Here is a 20656-nt window from a genome sequence, read left to right on the forward strand (position 1 = left end):
ACCGAAATTACGCCCTTAATCGTGAATACGTCAATATGCCTGACCTAAAAAAAAGCACTGTCCAGCGCCAGATCATGGAGAGTTTCTTTCTGGGCTACCAGGCCTTTACCGCCAAGCCGGACGAGATGCTTGCTCGACGCGGACTGTCCCGGGTGCATCACCGGATCCTGTTTTTTATCGCCAGTTATCCAGACCTCAGCGTGAAGGAGCTACTCGGTTATCTGGGGGTCAGCAAGCAGGCCTTGAATACGCCGTTGCGCCAGCTGATCGAGATGCACCTTGTGGAAAGCAGGACGGCCGATGACGACAAGCGCAAGCGCATGCTGCGCTTCACCGCGGAAGGTGCAAAGCTCGAACAGGCATTGCGACGCGAGCAGGTGCGGTTGCTCGAACGGGCCTTTGAGCATGCAGGAGAAGAAGCAGTGAATGGCTGGCTGGCGGTAAACCAAGCACTGGCAACGGGCACGACGCGCATTTGAAACCGGCCGGCAGTCAGACGCTAAAACGGCTGGCAGTACTGCCCAACCACTAAAGACGGGTCGAAGCACCAAACCTTGCTCGATCCCAAAGACACAAAATTCAGGCACAAAAAAGGGCGACCGCAGTCGCCCTTTTTAATGGATTACAGAACTTAGTTCTGGTTTTCCATTTGTGCACGGATCAGATCACCAATGGTGGTCGGACCGGCAGTCGGCTCTACGTCCTGCTTGGTACGCAGTTCCTTCATCGCGTCCTTCTCGTCTTCAACGTCTTTCGACTTGATGGACAAGCTGATGACGCGGCTCTTACGGTCGATGCTGATGATCTTGGCTTCGACTTCTTCGCCTTCTTTCAGTACGTTGCGCGCGTCTTCAACGCGGTCACGGCTGATTTCAGAGGCTTTCAGTGTGGCTTCGATATCGTTGCCCAGATCAATGATGGCACCTTTGGCGTCAACTTCTTTCACGGTACCGCGAACGATGCTGCCCTTGTCATTGACGGCGGCGTAGTTGGAGAACGGATCGTCTTCCAGCTGCTTGATGCCCAGGGAGATGCGCTCACGCTCCGGGTCGACCGAGAGGATAACGGTGTCCAGCTCGTCGCCCTTCTTGAAGCGACGCACGGCTTCTTCGCCAGCTTCATTCCAAGAGATGTCGGACAGGTGAACCAGACCGTCGATGCCGCCGTCCAGACCAATGAAGATACCGAAATCGGTGATCGACTTGATGGTGCCGGAGATGCGGTCGCCCTTGTTGAACTGGCCAGAGAAGTCTTCCCATGGGTTGGACTTGCACTGCTTGATGCCCAGGGAGATACGACGACGCTCTTCGTCGATGTCCAGAACCATGACTTCCACTTCGTCGCCGACCTGTACAACCTTCGACGGGTGGATGTTCTTGTTGGTCCAATCCATCTCGGAAACGTGCACCAGACCTTCAACGCCCTCTTCCAGCTCAGCGAAGCAGCCGTAGTCGGTCAGATTGGTAACACGCGCGACAACGCGGGTATTTTCCGGGTAGCGAGCCTTGATGGCAACCCATGGGTCTTCGCCCAGCTGCTTCAGACCCAGCGATACGCGGTTGCGCTCGCGGTCGAACTTCAGCACCTTGACGTCGATCTCGTCGCCAACATTGACGATTTCCGACGGATGCTTGATACGCTTCCAGGCCATGTCGGTGATGTGCAGCAGGCCGTCCACGCCGCCCAGGTCCACGAAGGCGCCGTAGTCGGTGAGGTTCTTGACGATACCCTTGACCTGCTGGCCTTCCTGCAGCGATTCCAGCAGAGCTTCACGCTCGGCGCTGTTCTCGGCTTCCAGGACGCTACGACGGGAAACGACAACGTTGTTGCGCTTCTGGTCAAGCTTGATGACCTTGAATTCGAGTTCCTTGCCTTCCAGGTGAGTGGTATCACGCACTGGACGGACATCAACCAGGGAACCTGGCAGGAACGCACGGATGCCGTTAACGTCGACAGTGAAGCCGCCCTTAACCTTACCGTTGATAACGCCCTTGACCACTTCCTCAGCTGCGAAAGCCGCTTCCAGAACAATCCAGCACTCTGCACGCTTGGCTTTTTCGCGGGACAGCTTGGTTTCACCGAAGCCATCTTCAACCGCGTCCAGCGCAACGTGAACTTCGTCACCCACGCTGATGGTCAGCTCGCCCTGCTCGTTGTAGAACTGCTCGACCGGGATGACGCCCTCGGACTTCAGACCGGCATGAACAGTGACCCAGTCACCGTCGATGTCGACCACGATGCCGGTGATGATCGCACCCGGCTGCATGTCGAGGGTTTTTAGGCTTTCTTCAAAAAGTTCTGCAAAGCTTTCGCTCATGTTTATTCCTGCTGTTTTCGGACGAGGATCCGCCCAATCTCCACATCCCAGATAGAAGTGGGTTCATTCATATAAAAAAAGGCCTGCGGGACTAGATCTGGTCTCCCACATGCCTCCTTGTTAACAGCCCCCGAATTGGGTGACCGTCAGGCCGCCTCTCGGCGGTCGCTCTTCAGGCGAAATCGCGTTTGGCAACTTCGCTCAGAATCTGTCCTAGCACCTGCTCGATGGAAAGATCGGTGGAATCCAGCTGAACCGCATCATCTGCCGGCTTCAATGGCGCCACGTCACGCTGGGTATCACGCTCGTCGCGCGCCCGTATCTCATCGAGAAGACTCGCGAGATTAACATCATCACCCTTGCTATTCAACTGAAGGTAACGGCGTCGGGCCCGTTCTTCGGCACTGGCCGTAAGGTAAATCTTCAATGGCGCGTCGGGGAAAACCACCGTACCCATATCTCGACCGTCGGCAACAAGCCCGGGCGGTTCACGAAAGGCTTTCTGCCGCTGCAGCAGCGCTTCACGTACCACTGGCAACGCGGCGACCTGTGAGGCCCCAGCGCCGACTTGTTCGTTGCGAATCGCCTGAGTGACGTCTTCGCCCTCCAGGATGATCTGCATTCCCTCGCCACCTTTGGCCGCTCCGAACTGCACATCCAGATGAGCGGCCAGCAGCTTCAGCGCCTCTTCATTGGTCAGATCTACGCCGTGGTTACGCGCTGCGAAGGCAAGCAAACGGTACAGCGCACCGGAATCGAGAAAATTCCACCCAAGCTTGGCCGCCAGTAACGCCGCGACCGTGCCTTTGCCGGAACCGCTCGGACCGTCAATGGTGATGACTGGGACCTGCCTGATCATGAGTTATCCTCCACACCAACTCGCATCCCGGCCCGCTCGGCGAGTGCAAGAAAGTTCGGAAACGAGGTAGCAACATTGGCACAATCGTGGATTAGGATCGGTGCAGTTGCCCGAAGCGCGGCCACACTGAAGGACATGGCGATACGGTGATCACCGTGCGCCCAGACCTCTCCGCCACCAAGGGAGCTGCCGCCTTCGATAATAATCCCATCCGCGGTGGGAGTGGCATTCACACCGAGTGCTTGTAGACCATCGGCCATTACCTGAATGCGATCGGACTCCTTGACTCGCAACTCCTCGGCTCCGCGCAGCGTGGTTCGCCCTTCGGCACAGGATGCAGCCACGAACAGCACAGGGAATTCATCAATCGCCAACGGCACAAGTTCTTCGGGTATATCGATCCCCTTCAGTTGAGCGGCACGCACGCGGATATCCGCAACCGGCTCACCGCCCACTTCGCGCTGATTGATCAACTCGATATTGGCACCCATCAGTTTGAGAATGTCGATGACGCCGGTACGGGTCGGATTGACCCCTACGTGTTCGAGCGTGATATCGGAGTCCGGCGCAATGCTCGCAGCAACCATAAAGAATGCTGACGACGAAATATCGGCTGGCACTTCGATCTGAGCCGAGCGCAGCGTATGACCTGGCTCGACCGTAGCCGTGCTGCCCTCAACTTGTACCGGATAGCCGAAGCCTTGCAGCATCCGCTCGGTGTGATCCCGTGTTGGCGCAGGCTCAGTGACGGATGTCTTTTCGGCAGCATACAGACCCGCGAGGAGCAGGCAGGATTTGACCTGAGCACTGGCCATGGGCATGTCGTAGTGCATACCGGAAAGCTTCTGACCGCCGCGGATGATCATCGGCGGGCGGCCCTCAGGGGCCGTCTCGATCACCGCCCCCATCTCGCGCAAGGGCTTGGCGACACGGTTCATCGGTCGCTTGGACAGCGAGGCATCGCCGGTCAGGGTGGTGTCGAACGGCTGGGCTGCGAGCAAGCCGGACAGCAGGCGCATTGAGGTGCCTGAATTACCGAGATAGATCGGCCCTGGTGGCGCCTTCAAGCCATGCAGGCCAACACCGTGCACCGTCACACGCCCCTGATTAGGGCCCTCGATAACCACACCCATGTCGCGGAATGCCTGGATGGTTGCCAGCGCATCCTCACCTTCAAGAAAGCCCTCAACTTCTGTGGTACCTTCTGCGAGCGAACCAAGCATGATGGATCGATGAGAAATGGATTTGTCACCTGGAACACGAATTTGGCCGCTGAGGCTGCCGCCAGGATTGGCGAGGAAGATCAGATCTTTGGAATGCATAACGTCCACGTAGGCTCTGCGAGCCAGTATTTTGCTGAAATGTTCCCGGGCAGCCTTGGCGCGCGTGAACACGCCCAACAATGTATGCCCGTCTCCTTCATCGACCGCGGCGCGCAGGGCGTCGAGGTCGGCACGAAAATCGTCCAGGGTATGCAGCACCGCTTCTCGATTGGCGAGAAAGATGTCGTGCCACATCACCGGATCGCTGCCCGCAATACGGGTGAAATCTCGAAATCCACCCGCGGCGTAGCGAAATATTTCCAGGTTCTCGTTGCGCTTTGCCAGCGAATCCACAAGACCAAATGCCAGTAAATGCGGCAGATGACTGGTCGCGGCCAGCACTTCATCGTGATGCCGGACATCCATATGCTCGACATCGGCGCCCAAGGCACGCCACAACCCATCTACAAGCGCTAGCGCAGCCGGATCGGTATCTTCCAGAGGCGTCAGGATTACCTTGTGCCGGCGGAAAAGCGTGCTTTGGGCAGCTGTAACACCACTCTGTTCCGAGCCGGCTATCGGATGCCCAGGCACGAAGCGAGGCGGCATTCGACCGAACTGCTCGCGGGCGCAGCGGACCACGTTGCCCTTGGCGCTGCCTACGTCAGTCAACACCGACTGCCCGAGATCGAGACGCGCGAGTTCGGTCAGTAGGCGCTCCATCGCCAGGATCGGGACGGCAAGCTGAATCACGTCTGCGCCCTGACAGGCCTCAGCGAGGCTGCTAGCGCAGCGATCCACTACCCCGAGCTCGACCGCTAACTCGCGCGACCGTGGGTCCAAGTCAAACCCGACGACCTCGCCACAGTGCCCGCCTTCACGCAGCCCCTTGGCGAACGAGCCACCAATCAGACCCAGACCAACGACGGCCAGACGAGGCAGCGGCTTCGTTCCGGGGAGCGGCTCGCCGTTTCGGCTCAACGTCCAAGCGCCTTGCGCAGAACTTCCAGAAACCGTTCGTTCTCAGCGCCGGTACCGATCGACACCCTGAGAAAAGTCGGCATCCCGTAAAGAGCCACAGGCCGTACGATCACTCCGTCATGCAGCAATACCTGGTTGATGGGGGCAGCGTCACGGCCAAAATCGACCGCTATGAAATTACCTTTAGAAGGTATCCATTCCAGCCCCAGCTCTTTGAATCCCGCTTCCAGTTGCTGCATACCAGCGGCATTGCTGGCACGGCTTCTGGCCAGGTATTCGTGGTCATCAAGCGCTGCACAAGCCGCGGCTTGCGCGAGGCTGTTGACATTGAATGGCTGTCGCACGCGATTAAGGACACCCGCGATCTGAGCTGAACAGATCGCATAGCCCACGCGCAGCGCCGCCAACCCGTAGGCCTTGGAAAAAGTGCGTGAAACCAGCAGGTTCGAGTGCGAGTTCAGGAACGCCAATCCGTCCGGCAGCTCCCCATCATCGGCATACTCGATATATGCCTCATCGAGAACCACCAGGACATGCTCAGGCACGGCAGCCAGGAATTGCTCCAGCGCTGCGGCGCTGAACCAGGTACCTGTAGGGTTATTGGGGTTGGCGATAAACACGACCCGGGTGTTCGCATCAATGGCGGCCTGCATGGCATTCAGATCATGCCCCCACTGCTTGGCAGCAACAGCCCTGGCCTCAGCGCCCACAGCTTGGGTAGCAATGGGATAAACCGCAAACGCATGCTCGCTGAACACGGCATTGAGGCCAGGGGCTAGATAGGCCCGTGCGACCAGCTCGAGTATGTCGTTGGAGCCATTTCCGAGCGTGACCTGCTCGATGCCGACGCCGTAACGTTGCGCCAGTTTCTGCTTGAGCGCGAAACCGTTGCCGTCGGGATAGCGGGTCAGCTCATCAAGCTGCGCGCGGATCGCATCGAGGGCTTTCGGGCTGGGGCCCAGCGGATTCTCGTTGCTGGCCAGCTTGACGATGGACTGCGGATCGAGATCGAGCTCTCTGGCCAGTTCTTCCACAGGCTTGCCAGGCACATAGGGCGACAGCTTTTGCACACCTGGCTGAGCCAGCGCAAGGAAATCACAAGACATATTCAGCTCCGCTGGAGCTGCAAGCCCGGAGCGTGAAGCCTGAAGCGCCAGGCAAACGACGTTGCTCTCGACTTCCAGCCTCAGCTGCCAGCTTGCAGCTGCTATTTAGAGTACTGCTTTGGGATAGGACCCCAGCACCTTCAGTGCCACCGCTTCGCGGCCGATTTTCTCCAGGACATCCTTGATCAAGGGATCCTGGTGGTGACCGATGCAGTCGATGAAGAACACATAGGTCCATTTGCCGCTGCGCGACGGCCGCGTTTCGATCCGCGTGAGATCGATGCCGTTGGAATGAAACGGCATCAACAGCTCATGCAGCGCGCCCGGCTTGTTGCGCATGGAAACGATGATCGAGGTTTTGTCATCACCGGTGGGCGGTACTTCCTGGCTGCCGATGATAAGAAAGCGCGTGGAGTTGTCCGGGCGATCCTCGATTTTTTCGGCAATCTTGGTCAAGCCATACAACTGCGCCGCCATATCGCCGGCGATCGCAGCGGAGTTCCACTCGCTTTTGACCCGCTTCGCGGCGTCTGCATTGCTGGAAACCGCCACGCGCTCGACGTTCGGGTAGTGCGCATCAAGCCACTTGCGACATTGCGCCAGCGACTGGGCATGCGAGTAGATACGGGTGATGCGATCCGTCTTGGTCGTCTCGCCCACCAATAAGTGATGATGGATGCGAAGCTCGACTTCGCCGCAGATGACGATGTCGTGCTCGAGAAAACTGTCGAGGGTATGGTTGACCGCCCCTTCGGTGGAGTTCTCCACAGGCACTACGCCGAAATTGACCGCACCGGCAACCACTTCACGGAACACCTCGTCGATCGCGGCCATCGGCTTGCTGATCACCGCCTGGCCGAAATGCTTGAGCGCCGCGGCTTGGGAGAAGGTGCCTTCCGGCCCGAGGTAGGCAACCCGCAGCGGCTGTTCCAGCGCCAGGCAGGACGACATGATCTCCCGGAAGAGGCGAGCCATTTCCTCGTTATCCAATGGCCCCTTGTTCAGCTCCATGATGTGCTTGAGCACCCAGGCCTCGCGCTCGGGGCGATAGAACACCGCTTCCTCGCCCTCGGCGAGCGCGGCTGTCTTGACCCGAGCCACGTCCTGAGCGCAACGAGCCCGCTCACTGATCAGCTCGAGAATTTTCTCGTCGAGACTGTCGATGCGTACACGCAGCGCCTTCAGCCGGTCGACATCGCTCATTAGCCGTGCTCCTTCTCGAACTCGCGCATATAGGCGACCAGCGCTTCGACCGCATCCAGGCCCACCGCGTTGTAGATGGAAGCACGCATGCCTCCCACTGAACGGTGACCCTTGAGGTTGAGTAGCCCACGCGCATCCGCACCGGCCAGGAACGCTTTGTCCAGCTGCTCATCGGCAAGCCTGAACGGGACATTCATCCAGGAACGGGCGTTGGTGGCTATTGGATTGGAATAGAAATCGCTTGAATCGATCACGCCGTAGAGCAAGTCCTTCTTCGCGCGGTTGCGCTGCTCCATGGCTTCGACGCCACCCTGCTCCTTCAGCCACTCGAACACTAGGCCCGAGAGGTACCAGGAGAAGGTCGCCGGCGTGTTGTACATCGAACCATTGTCGGCTGCGATCTGGTAGTTGAGCATGGTCGGGCAGCTGGAACGCGCCCGTCCAAGCAGGTCCTCACGAACGATTACCACCACCAGACCCGATGGCCCGATGTTCTTTTGCGCACCCGCATAGATCAGACCAAAGCGAGAAACATCCAGCTGTCGCGAAAGAATATCCGACGACATATCGACAACGAGCGGGGTGTCGCCCACCTCCGGAACCCAGTCGAACTGCAAGCCGCCGATGGTTTCGTTACTTGCATAATGCAGGTACGAGGCATTGGCGCTCAGCTTCCACTCGTTCTGGCCTGGGATGGCGAAATAGTCATAGGGTTTGGCGCTGGCGGCTACATTGACGTGGCCGAAACGCTTGGCTTCCTCGATGCTCTTTCGCGACCAGATGCCGGTATCAATGTAATCGGCGACGCCATCTTCAGGGAGCAGATTCAGCGGTATCTCGGCAAACTGCTGGCTGGCACCGCCCTGCAGAAACAGCACCTTGTAGTTCGAAGGAATGCTCAGCAGATCGCGCAGATCCTGCTCGGCCTTCTCGGCAATCGCTGTGTACTCGTCACTGCGATGGCTCATTTCCATAACGGATAGACCGCGTCCATGCCAGTCAAGGAGTTCAGCCTGGGCGCGCTGCAGTACGGCCTCAGGGAGCGCGGCCGGGCCAGCGCAGAAATTGAACGCGCGTTTGCTCATCTTCGTTCTCTCAAAAACGGTCGATACCTAGCTCGCTCCGTCCGTGCCAAGGGCTCGGCTCAGTGCTCGCCATTCCTTCATCTGCAAAGAGGCACACACGAAACGACGGCGAAGCCTTCAAGGCTGCGCCGTCGTCCGATCAATCCTCGTCGTCGGTGGGCACTACATCTGGCGGAACGTCGCCCCCGCCGCCCAGCAAATCATCTTCGCCTGGCTCGGTGCTGACTACGGGCATTTCCTTATCCAGCGCATCCTCATCGATTACCGCCTCGATGTCTTCCAGGACGTCCTCTTCGGAAGGTTCTTGCACCCGCTCAAGGCCTACAAGATGTTCATTCTTGCCCAGCTTGATGAGGGTAACGCCCTGCGTGTTGCGGCCCAGCGAAGACACCTCGTCGACTCGCGTACGCACCAGCGTGCCCTGATCGGAAATCAGCATGATTTCCTCGCCTGACTGCACCTGAACTGCGCCAACCAACGGCCCGTTCCGATCATTGGAGACCATTGCAATCACACCCTGACCGCCACGACCGCGGCGCGGGAACTCATCCAGCACGGTGCGCTTACCATAACCGTTCAGGCTCGCCGTCAGGATCTGGACATCTGGCTCAGGGATCAACATCGAAATCAGGCGCTGCCCTTCAGGCAGGCGCATACCACGCACACCGCGGGCGGTACGGCCCATGGTGCGGACGTGCTTTTCCTTGAACCGGATAACCTTGCCGCCATCGGAGAACAGCATCACTTCGCGCGCACCATCGGTCACGGCTGCTGCAATGAGGGTGTCGCCCTCCTCCAGGCCAAGCGCGATCAGACCCACGCTTCGCGGACGACTGAATTGCGACAGCGGCGTTTTCTTCACGGTGCCCTTCGCGGTCGCCATGAAGATATAAGTACCGGTAGGCTCGTCCACCGACTCGTCGGTCTCGTCACCCTCAATCGACTCTTCGACATCATCGATTTCGCCGATGATTTCGGCGTCTTCGATATCATCGTCGCCGCTCAGCTGTTGCTGTCGCGCCGCCTCGATATCGACCTGCAGCATCGCGGTGATGTGCTCACCCTCGGACAGCGGCAGCAAGTTCACCAACGGACGCCCACGAGACGTCCGCGAGGCCTCTGGAATTTCATACGTCTTGAGCCAGTACACCTTGCCCTTGCTGGAGAACAGCAACAGCGTGGTGTGGCTGTTGGCGACCAGCAGATGCTCGACGTAATCCTCTTCTTTCACCCCGGTTGCAGCCTTGCCGCGACCGCCCCGACGCTGCGCTTGATAAGCGGCAAGCGGCTGGGATTTGGCATAGCCGCCGTGGGAGATGGTGACGACGCGCTCTTCTTCGGTGATCAGATCAGCAAGAGTCAGATCCAGCCGCGCTTCGAGAATCTCGGTACGACGCGCGTCGCCGAAGTCGCGCTTAACGCCTTCGAGCTCCTCGCGGATTACCTCCATCAGGCGCACCGGGTTGGTCAGGATGCGGATCAGCTCGCCGATCTGGGTGAGAATCTCCTGATACTCGCTGAGCAGTTTTTCGTGCTCAAGCCCCGTCAGGCGGTGCAGGCGCAGGTCAAGAATGGCCTGGGCCTGTTCCGGAGACAGGTAATACTTGCCGTCGCGCAGACCGTACTGCGGATCGAGACCTTCAGGACGGCAGGAGTCGGCACCGGCGCGCTCAACCATCGCCTCAACTGCACTCGATTCCCACTCCTTGGAGATCAGCGCTTCTTTGGCTTCGGCCGGCGTCGGCGAGGCCTTGATCAGCGCAATCACGGGATCGATGTTGGACAGTGCGACTGCCTGGCCTTCGAGAATATGCCCACGCTCACGCGCCTTGCGCAGCTCATAGACGGTCCGGCGAGTCACGACTTCACGGCGATGGCGGACGAAGGCTTCGAGCAGCTCCTTGAGGTTCAAGGTGCGCGGCTGGCCGTCGATGAGGGCCACCACGTTGATGCCGAACACGCTCTGCAACTGGGTCTGAGCGTAGAGGTTGTTCAGAACGACCTCAGGCACTTCACCGCGGCGCAGCTCGATCACTACGCGCATGCCGTCCTTGTCGGACTCATCGCGCAGCTCGGTGATGCCTTCGAGCTTCTTTTCCTTGACCAGCTCGGCGATCTTCTCGATCAGCCGCGCCTTGTTCAGCTGATAAGGCAGCTCGGTGATGACGATCTGCTGACGGCCACCCACCTTATCGATGTCTTCGATGGTCGAGCGGGCACGCATATAGATGCGTCCGCGACCGGTGCGGTAGGCCTCTACGATGCCGGCGCGACCGTTGATGATGCCCGCGGTCGGGAAGTCCGGTCCAGGAATGAACTGCATGAGTTCATCAATGGTGATATCGGCGTTTTCGATCAGCGCCAGGCAACCGTCGATGACTTCACTGAGGTTGTGCGGCGGAATGTTGGTCGCCATGCCCACGGCGATACCGCTGGAGCCGTTGACCAACAGGTTTGGAATCTTGGTCGGCATGACTGCCGGGATCTGCTCGGTGCCATCGTAGTTGGGCACCCAGTCGACGGTTTCCTTATCCAGATCCGCCAGCAACTCGTGCGCCAGCTTGGCCATACGCACTTCGGTGTATCGCATGGCTGCAGCGTTATCGCCGTCCACCGAACCGAAGTTGCCCTGGCCGTCGACCAGCATGTAGCGCAGCGAGAAAGGCTGCGCCATACGCACGATAGTGTCGTAAACAGCTGAGTCGCCGTGAGGGTGGTATTTACCGATCACGTCACCGACCACACGGGCGGATTTCTTGTACGGCTTGTTCCAGTCGTTGCCCAGCTCGCTCATGGCAAAAAGCACACGGCGATGCACAGGCTTCAATCCGTCGCGCGCATCCGGCAGCGCACGACCGACGATTACGCTCATTGCGTAGTCGAGGTAGGACTGCTTGAGTTCGTCTTCGATATTGACCGGGAGGATTTCTTTGGCCAGTTCGCCCATGGAAGCCTGGTTCCTTGTAGTCAGCAGGGTCCTGCGATTAAGCGCGGAATGGTATCACAGCTGGGGAGCCACAGGCTCCAGGATGCACACTCTGGAATGCATGACCGGGTGTGCATCGCAACCTCAATGGAGCCGCTTTCGACTCATCAGCGCGGCGAGCTTGGCCGCATTCGGTCGTTCGACGATGCCTTTCTCCGTGACGATGGCATCGATCAGGTCAGCAGGGGTGACATCGAAGACAGGATTAAAGGCCTCGACATCTGCCGCGAACCGCTGACCGTTGACCTCCAACAGTTCGTGACCGCCGCGCTCCTCGATGGGAATGTCCTCACCTGACTCCAGCTCCATATCGATACTCGAGCTGGCAGCTACCACCATGAACCGTACGCCATGGTGCATGGCCAGCACAGCAAGCTGATAGGTACCGATCTTGTTGGCGATGTCACCATTGGCCGTGATCCGATCGGCGCCAACAACGACCCAGGTGATGCCGCGGGTCTTCATCAGATGCGCCGCCGCCGAGTCGGCATTCAGCATGACTGGCACGCCCTCGCCGGCCAACTCCCAGGCAGTCAGCCTGGAACCCTGCAGCCACGGGCGGGTTTCGTCGACATAGACACACTCGACCAGCCCTTCCAGGTGTGCCGCGCGGATAACGCCGAGCGCAGTGCCGAACCCTCCGGTAGCCAATGCCCCGGTGTTGCAGTGAGTCAGAATGTTTTGCGAGTTGCCCTGATGCTTGCGAATAAGGTCGACGCCGAATTGCGCCATGGTCAGATTGGCTTCGCGATCACTGGCATGGATGGATGCCGCCTGAGCCTCGGCAGCGGTCAGCGGATCTTCGCCGGGCTTCAGACGGTCGAGGCGTTCGCGCATTTGGTTCAGCGCCCAAGACAAATTGACGGCGGTTGGACGCGTGGCCGCCAGCAGCTGGAAGTCGGATTCAAGTGCCGCACGCCAGTCCTCACCTTCGGCGAGCCGGGCCCTTAGTCCCATGACCAGCCCATAGGCGGCGCTGATACCGATGGCTGGCGCGCCGCGTACGACCATTTCACGGATCGCCGTGGCCACCGCTGCAGCAGAATCACAGGTGTGCCAGAGCTCCTCCAGGGGCAGCTTGCGCTGGTCGAGCAAACGCAGCTGTCCGCCCTCCCATTCGATGGCCTTTACCTTTTCCGCGGCCAACAAACGTTCACGCATGGCATACCTCTTCTAGTAAGCAGTGGCCTGGCTGACGAGCGCTTCGGCGCAAAATCAAGGCCGGAAAACAAAGAAGCCCGGTCGCTTTCGGGCCGGGCTTCCTCGCTTCAATAGATTGGGACGGCGGACCGAATAATCGCCTTGCACCGTTCACCCGGCGCGAATCCTAATCGACTGATTTTGCTAGCACAAGCGACGGTCGCTGGCCGCTATTGATTGGCTTCAGCGCTTCAGCTGGATCGCTGCGTGAGCAACCAGAGCTCTTGCTTATTACAAATCAAACAGATTCGCATTAACATGAGTGCCTACCATCCGCGGATCGTCTCTGTCATGAAGCGTTACCACCCCCTCCTATCACTGGACCTGGCCGGCCGCATCACGGCCGCTCTGTTCGGCGGCTATGCGCTGGCTTTCGGGTCTACCGCCTTTCTATCCGTCTATCTACCGTTGGCGCGAGCGGATCGAGTGGTCACAGCCAGCTTGCTGTGTTTCGCCGTGTGGGTAGCCGCCGTCATTTACACATTTGCGGCCCGCAGCGCCTTGCGGGCCTGGCTTTGGCTGGGAGCGCTGACAGTACTGCTCTGCCTGGCCGCTTATCTGCCTGTTGAATGGAGGAGCCGACCGTGACCTTACGTCAATCGATGGCCGGGCTGCATACCTGGGGCGGGCTTCTGCCCAGCTGGTTGCTGTTCGTCATTCTGTTCGCCGGCACACTGGCCTGTTTCGACAAGGAAATCGAGCGTTGGATGCGCCCGGCGTTGCACGTACCTGCAACCAGCACCATCGATGCTGACAACGTCCGGCAGTGGTTGAACGCCAATGTGGAAGGGCCTCTGCATGCCTACTGGCTGCACGGTCCTACCGAACGCGAACCTTACTGGAAGCTGGGTTGGGAGAAAGATGGTACTGGCGAACGCGGCCGTGCAGCTTTCGATCCCGCAACCGGAAAGCCCATGCCGGACACGCTGGGGGGTGAGTTCTTCTTCACCCTGCACTACAACCTTCAGGCGGGCACGATCGGCATGTATATCGTCGGCCTTGCCGGCATGTTCATGCTGGTCGCGTTGGTGTCCGGAATCATCGTTCACAGGCGGATTTTCAAGGATTTCTTCACCCTCAGGCCGCAGGCCAACGGCCAACGTGCCTGGCTCGATGCGCATAACCTGTTCGGGGTAATCGGCCTGCCCTTTCATCTGGTGCTGGCTTACACAGGCGTCGCCATTTTTGTCGCGACCTACATGCCGGCCGGCGCGATGGTGGCCTATGACGGAGATCCGCTGGCCTTTTTCGAGGAGGTTCAGGGCGGCTATCACCGCAACGAGATGGACAAACCCGCAGGTGAACTGACTTCCTTGAATGGTCTGATCAGCGATGCCCGTCAGCGCTGGAACGGCGGCGAGCCGGGCTGGTTGATCGTCGAGCACCCATTCGACGCCTCGGCAGTGGTCAGCATTCGTCGGCTTGACCCTTCACGTATCGGCTCACCGCAGGACACCCTGAATTACGACGCCACCACTGGCGAAATGCTCCACCAGCAGCAGGCACCCACCAGCTACGAGGCCTATATGTGGATGGTCGGTTTGCACATGGCGCAATTCGGCGGGCAGATCGTTCGACTGTTCTACGGACTGATGGGACTGGCCGGCTGCGCAATGCTGATTGCCGGTTCAGCAGTCTGGTTGCGCAAGCGTGAAGCTCGGCAGATCACAGGGCTGAAGGTGGTTCGCGCACTCAACGGAGCGGTGTTTTTCGGATTTCCGATCGCTTCGCTCACACTCCTCTGGGCCAACCGTCTGTTGCCGGACACCCTGCCTGACCGAGCGGCAGTCGAAGGCTGGTGCTTCGCCTTGAGCTGGCTGGCAGTGGCAGCCTTCGCATGCATCAGGCCTGGCCAACCAGCACGGACCACCCGTCAATTGTTTGCGGTACTGGCGATTCTCGCCCTTGGCCTGCCTGCGCTGAACGGTATCGTGGCGCCGCAAGGCAACCTTGTGGCGAGCCTGACGCGAGGCGATATGACGCTCTTCGGCATTGACCTGGTATTGCTTGCCGTCGGGTTGGTGTGCGGCTGGCGGGCCCTCGCCCAGCCAGAGACGCGACCGGCACGTGAGAGGCGCATGCAGGAGGTTTCACCATGACGCTACTCGCTTTTGCGTTGGCTTACGTGGGCATGCTTGCGCTGTGCCTGGCGATGCCTCGCCACCATCGTCAACTGTTCAATCGCGCGCCGAGCCTCCCTCAACAACGTGGGCTGCGCCTGTTGGCAGGCGGATTGCTGGTTGCCATCGTCCTGCTGGATGTCGCAGCGCTGGGATGGGCCATCGGCCTAGTGGTCTGCCTGGGGCAACTAATGAGCGCCGGGGTGCTGGTAGGCCTGATGCTCGCCTGGCGTGAGCGCATGGCACTGCCAATGGGCGCTGCCCTCAGCGTGATAGGAGCCCTGAACGTTCTAGTGTGAGCTAGCGCATACCCCCTCAGTCGATGACGTTCATCACATCGACTTGACCCGCACTCAGACAAAGCAGAATACTGTATCCATATACAGTATTCTGGGTTTGCGGTTCATCATGTCCTCCGTTGTCTCCCTTGATCGGTTGCTCGATGCACGCCGCCTATGGCGCGGCCAGCCCAGCGTCGTCTCGACCAGTAACCAGCCAACCGGACATCCCACACTCGACGCCGCTCTGCCCGGCGGTGGCTGGCCGGATGCAGCACTGAGCGAGCTGCTGATCGCTACCACCGGGATTGGCGAGTTACGGCTGCTTTGGCCCACCCTGGCACGCCTGACCGCTGCTGGCGAACGGGTGGTGCTGATCGCTCCACCTCATCTGCCCTTCCCTCATGCCTGGCTCGCTGCCGGCATCGACCTGCGCCAACTCAGCCTCGTTCAGGCGCAAGGACGAGATGCATTGTGGGCAGCGGAACAGTGTCTGCGTTCAGGGAGTTGTGGTGCTGTGTTGTGCTGGCCGCAGAAAGCGGATGATCGCGCCTTGCGTCGTCTGCAGGTGGCCGCCGAAACTGGACAGACGCTGGCCTTCGCCTACCGCTCTTTGCACGAAGCTGTAAATCCATCTCCAGCGGCACTGCGCTTGGCAGTCGAAGCTCAGCCGGCTCAAGTGCGTGTACTCAAGTGCCGCGGCGGACTGGCGCCCGTCCAGCCGATTTCTGCCGTGGGATGGCAGTGACGATGCTCTGGGCCTGCATTCTGCTGCCGCAACTGGCCATGGACGGTGTGGTGCGAAGCCGTACCGATGCCGACGCGCCACTGGCACTACTGAGCGGTACGCCACAGCGCCGCGTGCTACAAGCAGTCAACCCAGCGGCACGATCACTGGGGCTAAAAACAGGGCAATCACTGATTGCCGCCCAGGCGCTGACCCGAGGATTCGAGACGGCCGAATATGACCTGGCTTCGATCGAACGCTGGCAGCAATTCCTCGCCGCCTGGGCTTACGGCTTCAGTTCACAGGTCAGCCTGCACTACCCGCGCTGCCTGCTCATGGAAGTGCAGTCCAGTCTAGGCCTGTTCGGTCCCTGGCCTCGTCTGGAAGCACGCTTGCGCACGGAGCTGAGCGCGCTGGGCTTTGGACATCGCATCACGCTGGCACCCAACGCGGCAGCCGCGCGGGTATTGGCCAACGTGCACGACGGCTTGGCGGTGACGGATACACCTAATCTGCATCAGATACTGGCTGACCTACCTGTAGATCGCCTCGGTTTGCCACGTGATGTCTCGAATGCCCTGGCACGAATGGGTCTGCGCACCTTCAAGCAACTGCTGGCACTGCCTCGAAACGGACTGGCGAAGCGTTTTCCGGCAGAGGCGCTGAGACATCTCGACACCCTCCTGGAGCACCGCCCGCTGGGTCTGAGTTTCTATCGTCCGCCTGATCGATTCGATGCGCGGATCGAACTGAACTTCGAGGTCGAGTCGCATCAGGCGCTGCTGTTCCCGCTGCGCCGCCTGACCGCCGATCTCGCCGCCTATTTGGCAGGTCGCGACAGCGGGGTGCAACGTTTCACCTTGCACCTGGAGCACCGCAGCCTGCCCGAAAGCCTGTTACCGGTCGGTCTGCTCGGCGCGGAGCGCGACCCGGCCATGCTGTTCGAGCTGACCCGCGGTCGCCTGGAGCATCTGCAACTCCGAGCCCCGGTGCTGGCAATACGGTTGATTGCAGACCAGTTGCCGACATTCGTCCCCGAGCATCGCGAACTCTTCGAAGAGCGACCGCAGCAGTCATTGCCATGGGAACAGTTGCGAGAGCGGTTGCGAGCACGATTAGGCGACGACTCCGTACAGGGACTTGCTGCTCGTGCCGACCATCGCCCCGAATGCGCTTGGCGACCAGAGTCTGCGACCCACCTGGAAACACCATCGTTCGCGGCACCCCGCCCCGGCTGGCTGCTGTCGGAGTCGAAGCCGCTCCACGAAGCGTCATTGCGCGTCCTATCGGGCCCTGAGCGTATCGAATCGGGCTGGTGGGATGGAGGCGACGTGCGCCGCGACTACTATCTGGTGGAAACCCGGGCGGGCCAACGCGGCTGGGCCTTTCGCTCAGTCACGGGAGGGCCGCTGATGCTGCACGGCTGGTTCGCATGACACCCGATTACGCAGAGCTGCACTGCCTATCGAACTTCAGCTTTCAACGGGGCGCCTCTAGCGCCAAAGAGTTGTTCGAACGCGCCGCACTCCAAGGCTATCGAGCCCTGGCGATTACCGACGAATGCACGCTAGCGGGTATCGTCCGTGCCTGGCAGGCGTCAAAGGAAACAGGCCTGCCGCTGATTGTCGGCAGTGAAATGCAAATCGAAAACGGCCCGAAGCTGCTCATGCTGGTCGAAAACCTGATTGGGTATCAACGCTTGTGCCGGCTCATTACCTGCGCCAGGCGTCGCGCCGAGAAAGGACAATACCAGCTGCTGGGCGATGACCTGAACGAGCCCTTGGATGGACTGTTGGCCATCTGGCTTACCCAGCAACCCGATGCTGACGCCGAAGGTCTCTGGCTGCGCGAACGCTTTGCGGGACGCCTCTGGTTGGGTATCGAACTGCATCGCGGACCTGACGATGCAATGCACCAGCAGCATTTGCAGGCAATGGCCAGGCGCGTGGGCATACCCGTGGTGGCCTGTGGCGATGTGCATATGCATGCCCGTGGCCGTCGTGCCCTGCAGGACTGCATGACCGCAATCCGCCATCACCTGCCAGTAGCCGAGGCCGGGCGCTATCTGTTTCCCAACGGCGAACGTCACCTTCGCCGGCGCGAGGAATTGGCGCAGCTGTATCCGGCCGAGTTGCTTGCCGAGACGCTGCGTATAGCCGAGCGTTGTCAGTTCAGCCTCAACGAGCTCAGGTATCAATACCCACACGAGCTGGTGCCCAGCGGTCACGATGCCAGTTCATGGCTGCGCAAACTGGTCGAAGACGGAATGAGATGGCGCTGGCCGGCAGGCGTGACGGATAAATCACGTGCGCTGGTTGAACATGAATTGCAGCTGATCACCGAGCTGCACTACGAGAGTTACTTTCTCACCGTCCACGACATCGTCCGCTTCGCCCGCGAACGTCACATTCTTTGCCAGGGTCGCGGTTCGGCAGCCAACTCGACGGTGTGTTTCGTACTGGGCATCACCGAACTCGACCCCACGCATAGCCGGCTTTTGTTCGAGCGTTTCCTCTCGCGCGAGCGCAATGAGCCACCGGACATTGACGTGGACTTCGAGCACGAGCGCCGTGAGGAAGTTATCCAGTATGTGTTTCGCCGCTACGGCCGCAATCGCGCCGCACTGACTGCGGTGGCGAGCTCCTACCGCGCCACTGGCGCATTGCGTGACGTTGCCAAGGCGCTTGGCTTGCCGCCTGATCAGATCAATGCCCTGGCCGAGTGCTGCGGGCGCTGGAGTGAGCACATACCCGATGACGCCCGGCTACTGGAAGCCGGCTTCGATCCCAGCAGTCCGGTGTTGCGTCGGGTTCTGGTGCTGACCAGGGAATTGATCGGCTTTCCTCGTCACCTTTCACAGCATCCGGGCGGCTTCGTCATTTCCGAGTATCCGTTGGATACCCTGGTGCCGGTCGAAAATGCCAGCATGGCAGACCGTACCGTGATCCAGTGGGACAAGGACGATCTCGACGTGGTCGGCCTGCTCAAAGTCGATGTGCTCGCGCTCGGCATGCTCAGTGCGCTGCGCCGTTGTTTCGATCTGATAGCTCGCTATCGCGGCACGCAGTGGACCCTTGCCACACTGCCCAAGGAAGATCGACCGACCTACGAAATGATCAGCCGCGCCGACACCGTAGGTGTTTTCCAGATCGAATCGCGCGCACAAATGGCCATGCTGCCGCGGCTTCGTCCCAGAACTTTCTACGATCTGGTGATTCAGGTGGCCATCGTGCGGCCCGGGCCGATTCAGGGCGACATGGTTCACCCCTACCTACGCCGACGCAATAACGAAGAGCCGGTTGAGTATCCCTCCGAAGAATTGAAGCCGGTGTTCGAGCGCACCCTTGGCGTGCCCCTGTTTCAGGAGCAGGTGATGGAACTGGCAATTGTCGCCGCTCAATACACCGCCGATGAAGCCGACAGGCTGCGCCGCGCCATGGCCGCCTGGAAGCGGCACGGCAGTCTCGAGCCGCACCGCGTGAGATTGAGCGAACGTATGCTCGCCCGTGGCTACACCCCTGAATTCGTTGCACGGATCTTCGAACAGATCAAAGGCTTCAGCAGTTACGGCTTTCCCGAGTCCCATGCGGCCAGCTTCGCCCTGCTCACCTATGCCAGCTGCTGGCTCAAATGTCATGAGCCAGCCGCCTTCGCCTGTGCCTTGATCAACAGCTGGCCGATGGGCTTTTACAACCCCGATCAGATTCTCCAAGACGCCCGCCGTCACGGCCTCGAAATTCGGGCGTTGGATGTTCGCCAAAGCGGCTGGGATTGCAGCCTCGAACCGACCGAGACCGAGCAACCAGCAATCCGTTTGGGGCTACGCCTGGTACGCGGCTTTCGTCAGGAGGATGCGAAGCGCATCGAAACGGCTCGTGAGCAGCAAGCCTTCGCCGGTATCGATGACCTTTGCTTGCGAGCCCGATTGGATGCCCGTGCGCGGGAACAGCTGGCCGACGCCGGAGCGCTTAAAGGACTTGTCGGGCATCGACATCAAGCTCGCTGGGCCGTGGCCGGCTTCGAGCCCCAACTGCCGCTGTTCGCTGAACAGGTCTCGAAAGAGGAAGCGCCAGTGCCACTGCCTGTGCCCTCTGTCGGGGAAGAGCTGATGACCGATTACGCCACCCTTGGCACCACGCTTGGCCCGCACCCGCTGGACTTGTTGCGTGAGCAACTCCGCAGCCGGCGCTGCCGCAGTTCGCGAGAGTTGTCTGAAGTGGAACACGGTCGTCTGGTCAGCGTGGCCGGGCTGGTCATCGGGCGCCAGCGCCCACAGACCGCCAGCGGGGTCATCTTCGTCACCCTGGAAGACGAGTTCGGCATGATCAACGTGGTGGTCTGGCACGACCTGGCCGAGCGGCAACGGCGGGTGTTGATACAGTCGCAAATGCTTCGAATCGATGGGCATCTGGAATCGGCAAACGGTGTACGCCACGTCATCGCCGGGCGTCTCAGTGATCTCACCCCGATGCTCACCGGGCTCGATGTGCGCAGCCGGGACTTTCAGTAATGCCAACGCAGACCACCCAGCG

Annotated in this window: 15 protein-coding genes; 7 read left to right on the top strand and 8 right to left on the bottom strand. The window is 60.0% G+C overall.

Going from position 1 to position 20656, the window contains the following annotated elements:
• Positions 1-35: 35 nt before the first annotated feature.
• A complete protein-coding gene (locus tag ALTERO38_RS11190; protein WP_159968419.1) occupies positions 36-479 on the top strand; it encodes a MarR family winged helix-turn-helix transcriptional regulator in 444 nt (147 codons plus the stop codon).
• A gap of 152 nt (positions 480-631) precedes the next feature.
• On the opposite strand, the gene rpsA is transcribed toward ALTERO38_RS11190, so the two are convergent.
• The 8 genes from rpsA to mtnA form a co-directional block, all read right to left on the bottom strand.
• Complete coding sequence (gene rpsA / locus ALTERO38_RS11195) at positions 632-2317, bottom strand: 30S ribosomal protein S1 (RefSeq protein ID WP_083380720.1); 1686 nt, start codon at positions 2315-2317, stop codon at positions 632-634.
• A gap of 172 nt (positions 2318-2489) precedes the next feature.
• Positions 2490-3176 (bottom strand): (d)CMP kinase, encoded by a 687-nt coding sequence (gene cmk / locus ALTERO38_RS11200; protein ID WP_148924043.1) that lies wholly within the window; start codon positions 3174-3176, stop codon positions 2490-2492.
• Positions 3173-5419 (bottom strand): bifunctional prephenate dehydrogenase/3-phosphoshikimate 1-carboxyvinyltransferase, encoded by a 2247-nt coding sequence (locus ALTERO38_RS11205; RefSeq protein ID WP_159968420.1) that lies wholly within the window; start codon positions 5417-5419, stop codon positions 3173-3175. Before ALTERO38_RS11205 ends, cmk begins: the two co-directional genes overlap by 4 nt.
• Positions 5416-6525 (bottom strand): histidinol-phosphate transaminase, encoded by a 1110-nt coding sequence (gene hisC / locus ALTERO38_RS11210; protein WP_159968421.1) that lies wholly within the window; start codon positions 6523-6525, stop codon positions 5416-5418. The genes ALTERO38_RS11205 and hisC overlap by 4 nt, the downstream gene beginning before the upstream one ends.
• Before the next feature lie 105 nt (positions 6526-6630).
• A complete protein-coding gene (gene pheA, locus ALTERO38_RS11215; RefSeq protein WP_102835445.1) occupies positions 6631-7728 on the bottom strand; it encodes a prephenate dehydratase in 1098 nt (365 codons plus the stop codon).
• Complete coding sequence (gene serC, locus ALTERO38_RS11220) at positions 7728-8813, bottom strand: 3-phosphoserine/phosphohydroxythreonine transaminase (protein WP_102835446.1); 1086 nt, start codon at positions 8811-8813, stop codon at positions 7728-7730. The genes pheA and serC overlap by 1 nt, the downstream gene beginning before the upstream one ends.
• Before the next feature lie 139 nt (positions 8814-8952).
• Positions 8953-11760 (bottom strand): DNA gyrase subunit A, encoded by a 2808-nt coding sequence (gyrA, locus tag ALTERO38_RS11225; RefSeq protein WP_159968422.1) that lies wholly within the window; start codon positions 11758-11760, stop codon positions 8953-8955.
• A 123-nt stretch (positions 11761-11883) separates the two neighbouring features.
• Positions 11884-12960: an S-methyl-5-thioribose-1-phosphate isomerase gene (gene mtnA / locus ALTERO38_RS11230; RefSeq protein WP_159968423.1), complete on the bottom strand. Its 1077-nt coding sequence runs from the start codon at positions 12958-12960 to the stop codon at positions 11884-11886.
• Between the two features lie 330 nt (positions 12961-13290).
• Between mtnA and ALTERO38_RS11235 the strand changes: the two genes are divergently transcribed.
• The 6 genes from ALTERO38_RS11235 to ALTERO38_RS11260 all read left to right on the top strand — a co-directional run bounded on the left by ALTERO38_RS11235 (position 13291) and on the right by ALTERO38_RS11260 (position 20634).
• Positions 13291-13587: a DUF3649 domain-containing protein gene (locus ALTERO38_RS11235; protein WP_102835449.1), complete on the top strand. Its 297-nt coding sequence runs from the start codon at positions 13291-13293 to the stop codon at positions 13585-13587.
• Positions 13584-15098 (top strand): PepSY domain-containing protein, encoded by a 1515-nt coding sequence (locus tag ALTERO38_RS11240; protein WP_256663883.1) that lies wholly within the window; start codon positions 13584-13586, stop codon positions 15096-15098. Before ALTERO38_RS11235 ends, ALTERO38_RS11240 begins: the two co-directional genes overlap by 4 nt.
• Positions 15095-15418 carry a DUF3325 domain-containing protein gene (locus ALTERO38_RS11245; protein WP_159968424.1) on the top strand — a complete coding sequence of 108 codons (324 nt, stop codon included), beginning with the start codon at positions 15095-15097 and terminating at the stop codon, positions 15416-15418. The genes ALTERO38_RS11240 and ALTERO38_RS11245 overlap by 4 nt, the downstream gene beginning before the upstream one ends.
• A 109-nt stretch (positions 15419-15527) precedes the next feature.
• Positions 15528-16145, top strand: a complete 618-nt coding sequence (gene imuA / locus ALTERO38_RS11250; RefSeq protein ID WP_159968425.1) for a translesion DNA synthesis-associated protein ImuA — start codon at positions 15528-15530, stop codon at positions 16143-16145.
• A gap of 2 nt (positions 16146-16147) precedes the next feature.
• Positions 16148-17560, top strand: a complete 1413-nt coding sequence (locus ALTERO38_RS11255; RefSeq protein ID WP_159968426.1) for a DNA polymerase Y family protein — start codon at positions 16148-16150, stop codon at positions 17558-17560.
• The gene (locus ALTERO38_RS11260; protein ID WP_159968427.1) at positions 17557-20634 is read left to right on the top strand and encodes an error-prone DNA polymerase; all 3078 of its coding nucleotides are present in this window, start codon (positions 17557-17559) and stop codon (positions 20632-20634) included. The genes ALTERO38_RS11255 and ALTERO38_RS11260 overlap by 4 nt, the downstream gene beginning before the upstream one ends.
• Positions 20635-20656 lie beyond the last annotated feature (22 nt).

The organism is Pseudomonas sp. 9Ag, from assembly GCF_902506445.1.
GTDB classification, from domain to species: domain Bacteria; phylum Pseudomonadota; class Gammaproteobacteria; order Pseudomonadales; family Pseudomonadaceae; genus Stutzerimonas; species Stutzerimonas stutzeri_AB.

Coding starts and splice junctions, on each gene's coding strand:
- ALTERO38_RS11255 (WP_159968426.1), top strand. CDS start 16,148: ATGCTCTGGGCCTGCATTCTGCTGCCGCAACTGGCCATGGACGGTGTG.
- mtnA (WP_159968423.1), bottom strand. CDS start 12,960: ATGCGTGAACGTTTGTTGGCCGCGGAAAAGGTAAAGGCCATCGAATGG.
- hisC (WP_159968421.1), bottom strand. CDS start 6,525: ATGTCTTGTGATTTCCTTGCGCTGGCTCAGCCAGGTGTGCAAAAGCTG.
- ALTERO38_RS11190 (WP_159968419.1), top strand. CDS start 36: ATGCCTGACCTAAAAAAAAGCACTGTCCAGCGCCAGATCATGGAGAGT.
- ALTERO38_RS11245 (WP_159968424.1), top strand. CDS start 15,095: ATGACGCTACTCGCTTTTGCGTTGGCTTACGTGGGCATGCTTGCGCTG.
- ALTERO38_RS11235 (WP_102835449.1), top strand. CDS start 13,291: ATGAAGCGTTACCACCCCCTCCTATCACTGGACCTGGCCGGCCGCATC.
- ALTERO38_RS11260 (WP_159968427.1), top strand. CDS start 17,557: ATGACACCCGATTACGCAGAGCTGCACTGCCTATCGAACTTCAGCTTT.
- serC (WP_102835446.1), bottom strand. CDS start 8,813: ATGAGCAAACGCGCGTTCAATTTCTGCGCTGGCCCGGCCGCGCTCCCT.
- imuA (WP_159968425.1), top strand. CDS start 15,528: ATGTCCTCCGTTGTCTCCCTTGATCGGTTGCTCGATGCACGCCGCCTA.
- rpsA (WP_083380720.1), bottom strand. CDS start 2,317: ATGAGCGAAAGCTTTGCAGAACTTTTTGAAGAAAGCCTAAAAACCCTC.
- cmk (WP_148924043.1), bottom strand. CDS start 3,176: ATGATCAGGCAGGTCCCAGTCATCACCATTGACGGTCCGAGCGGTTCC.
- gyrA (WP_159968422.1), bottom strand. CDS start 11,760: ATGGGCGAACTGGCCAAAGAAATCCTCCCGGTCAATATCGAAGACGAA.
- pheA (WP_102835445.1), bottom strand. CDS start 7,728: ATGAGCGATGTCGACCGGCTGAAGGCGCTGCGTGTACGCATCGACAGT.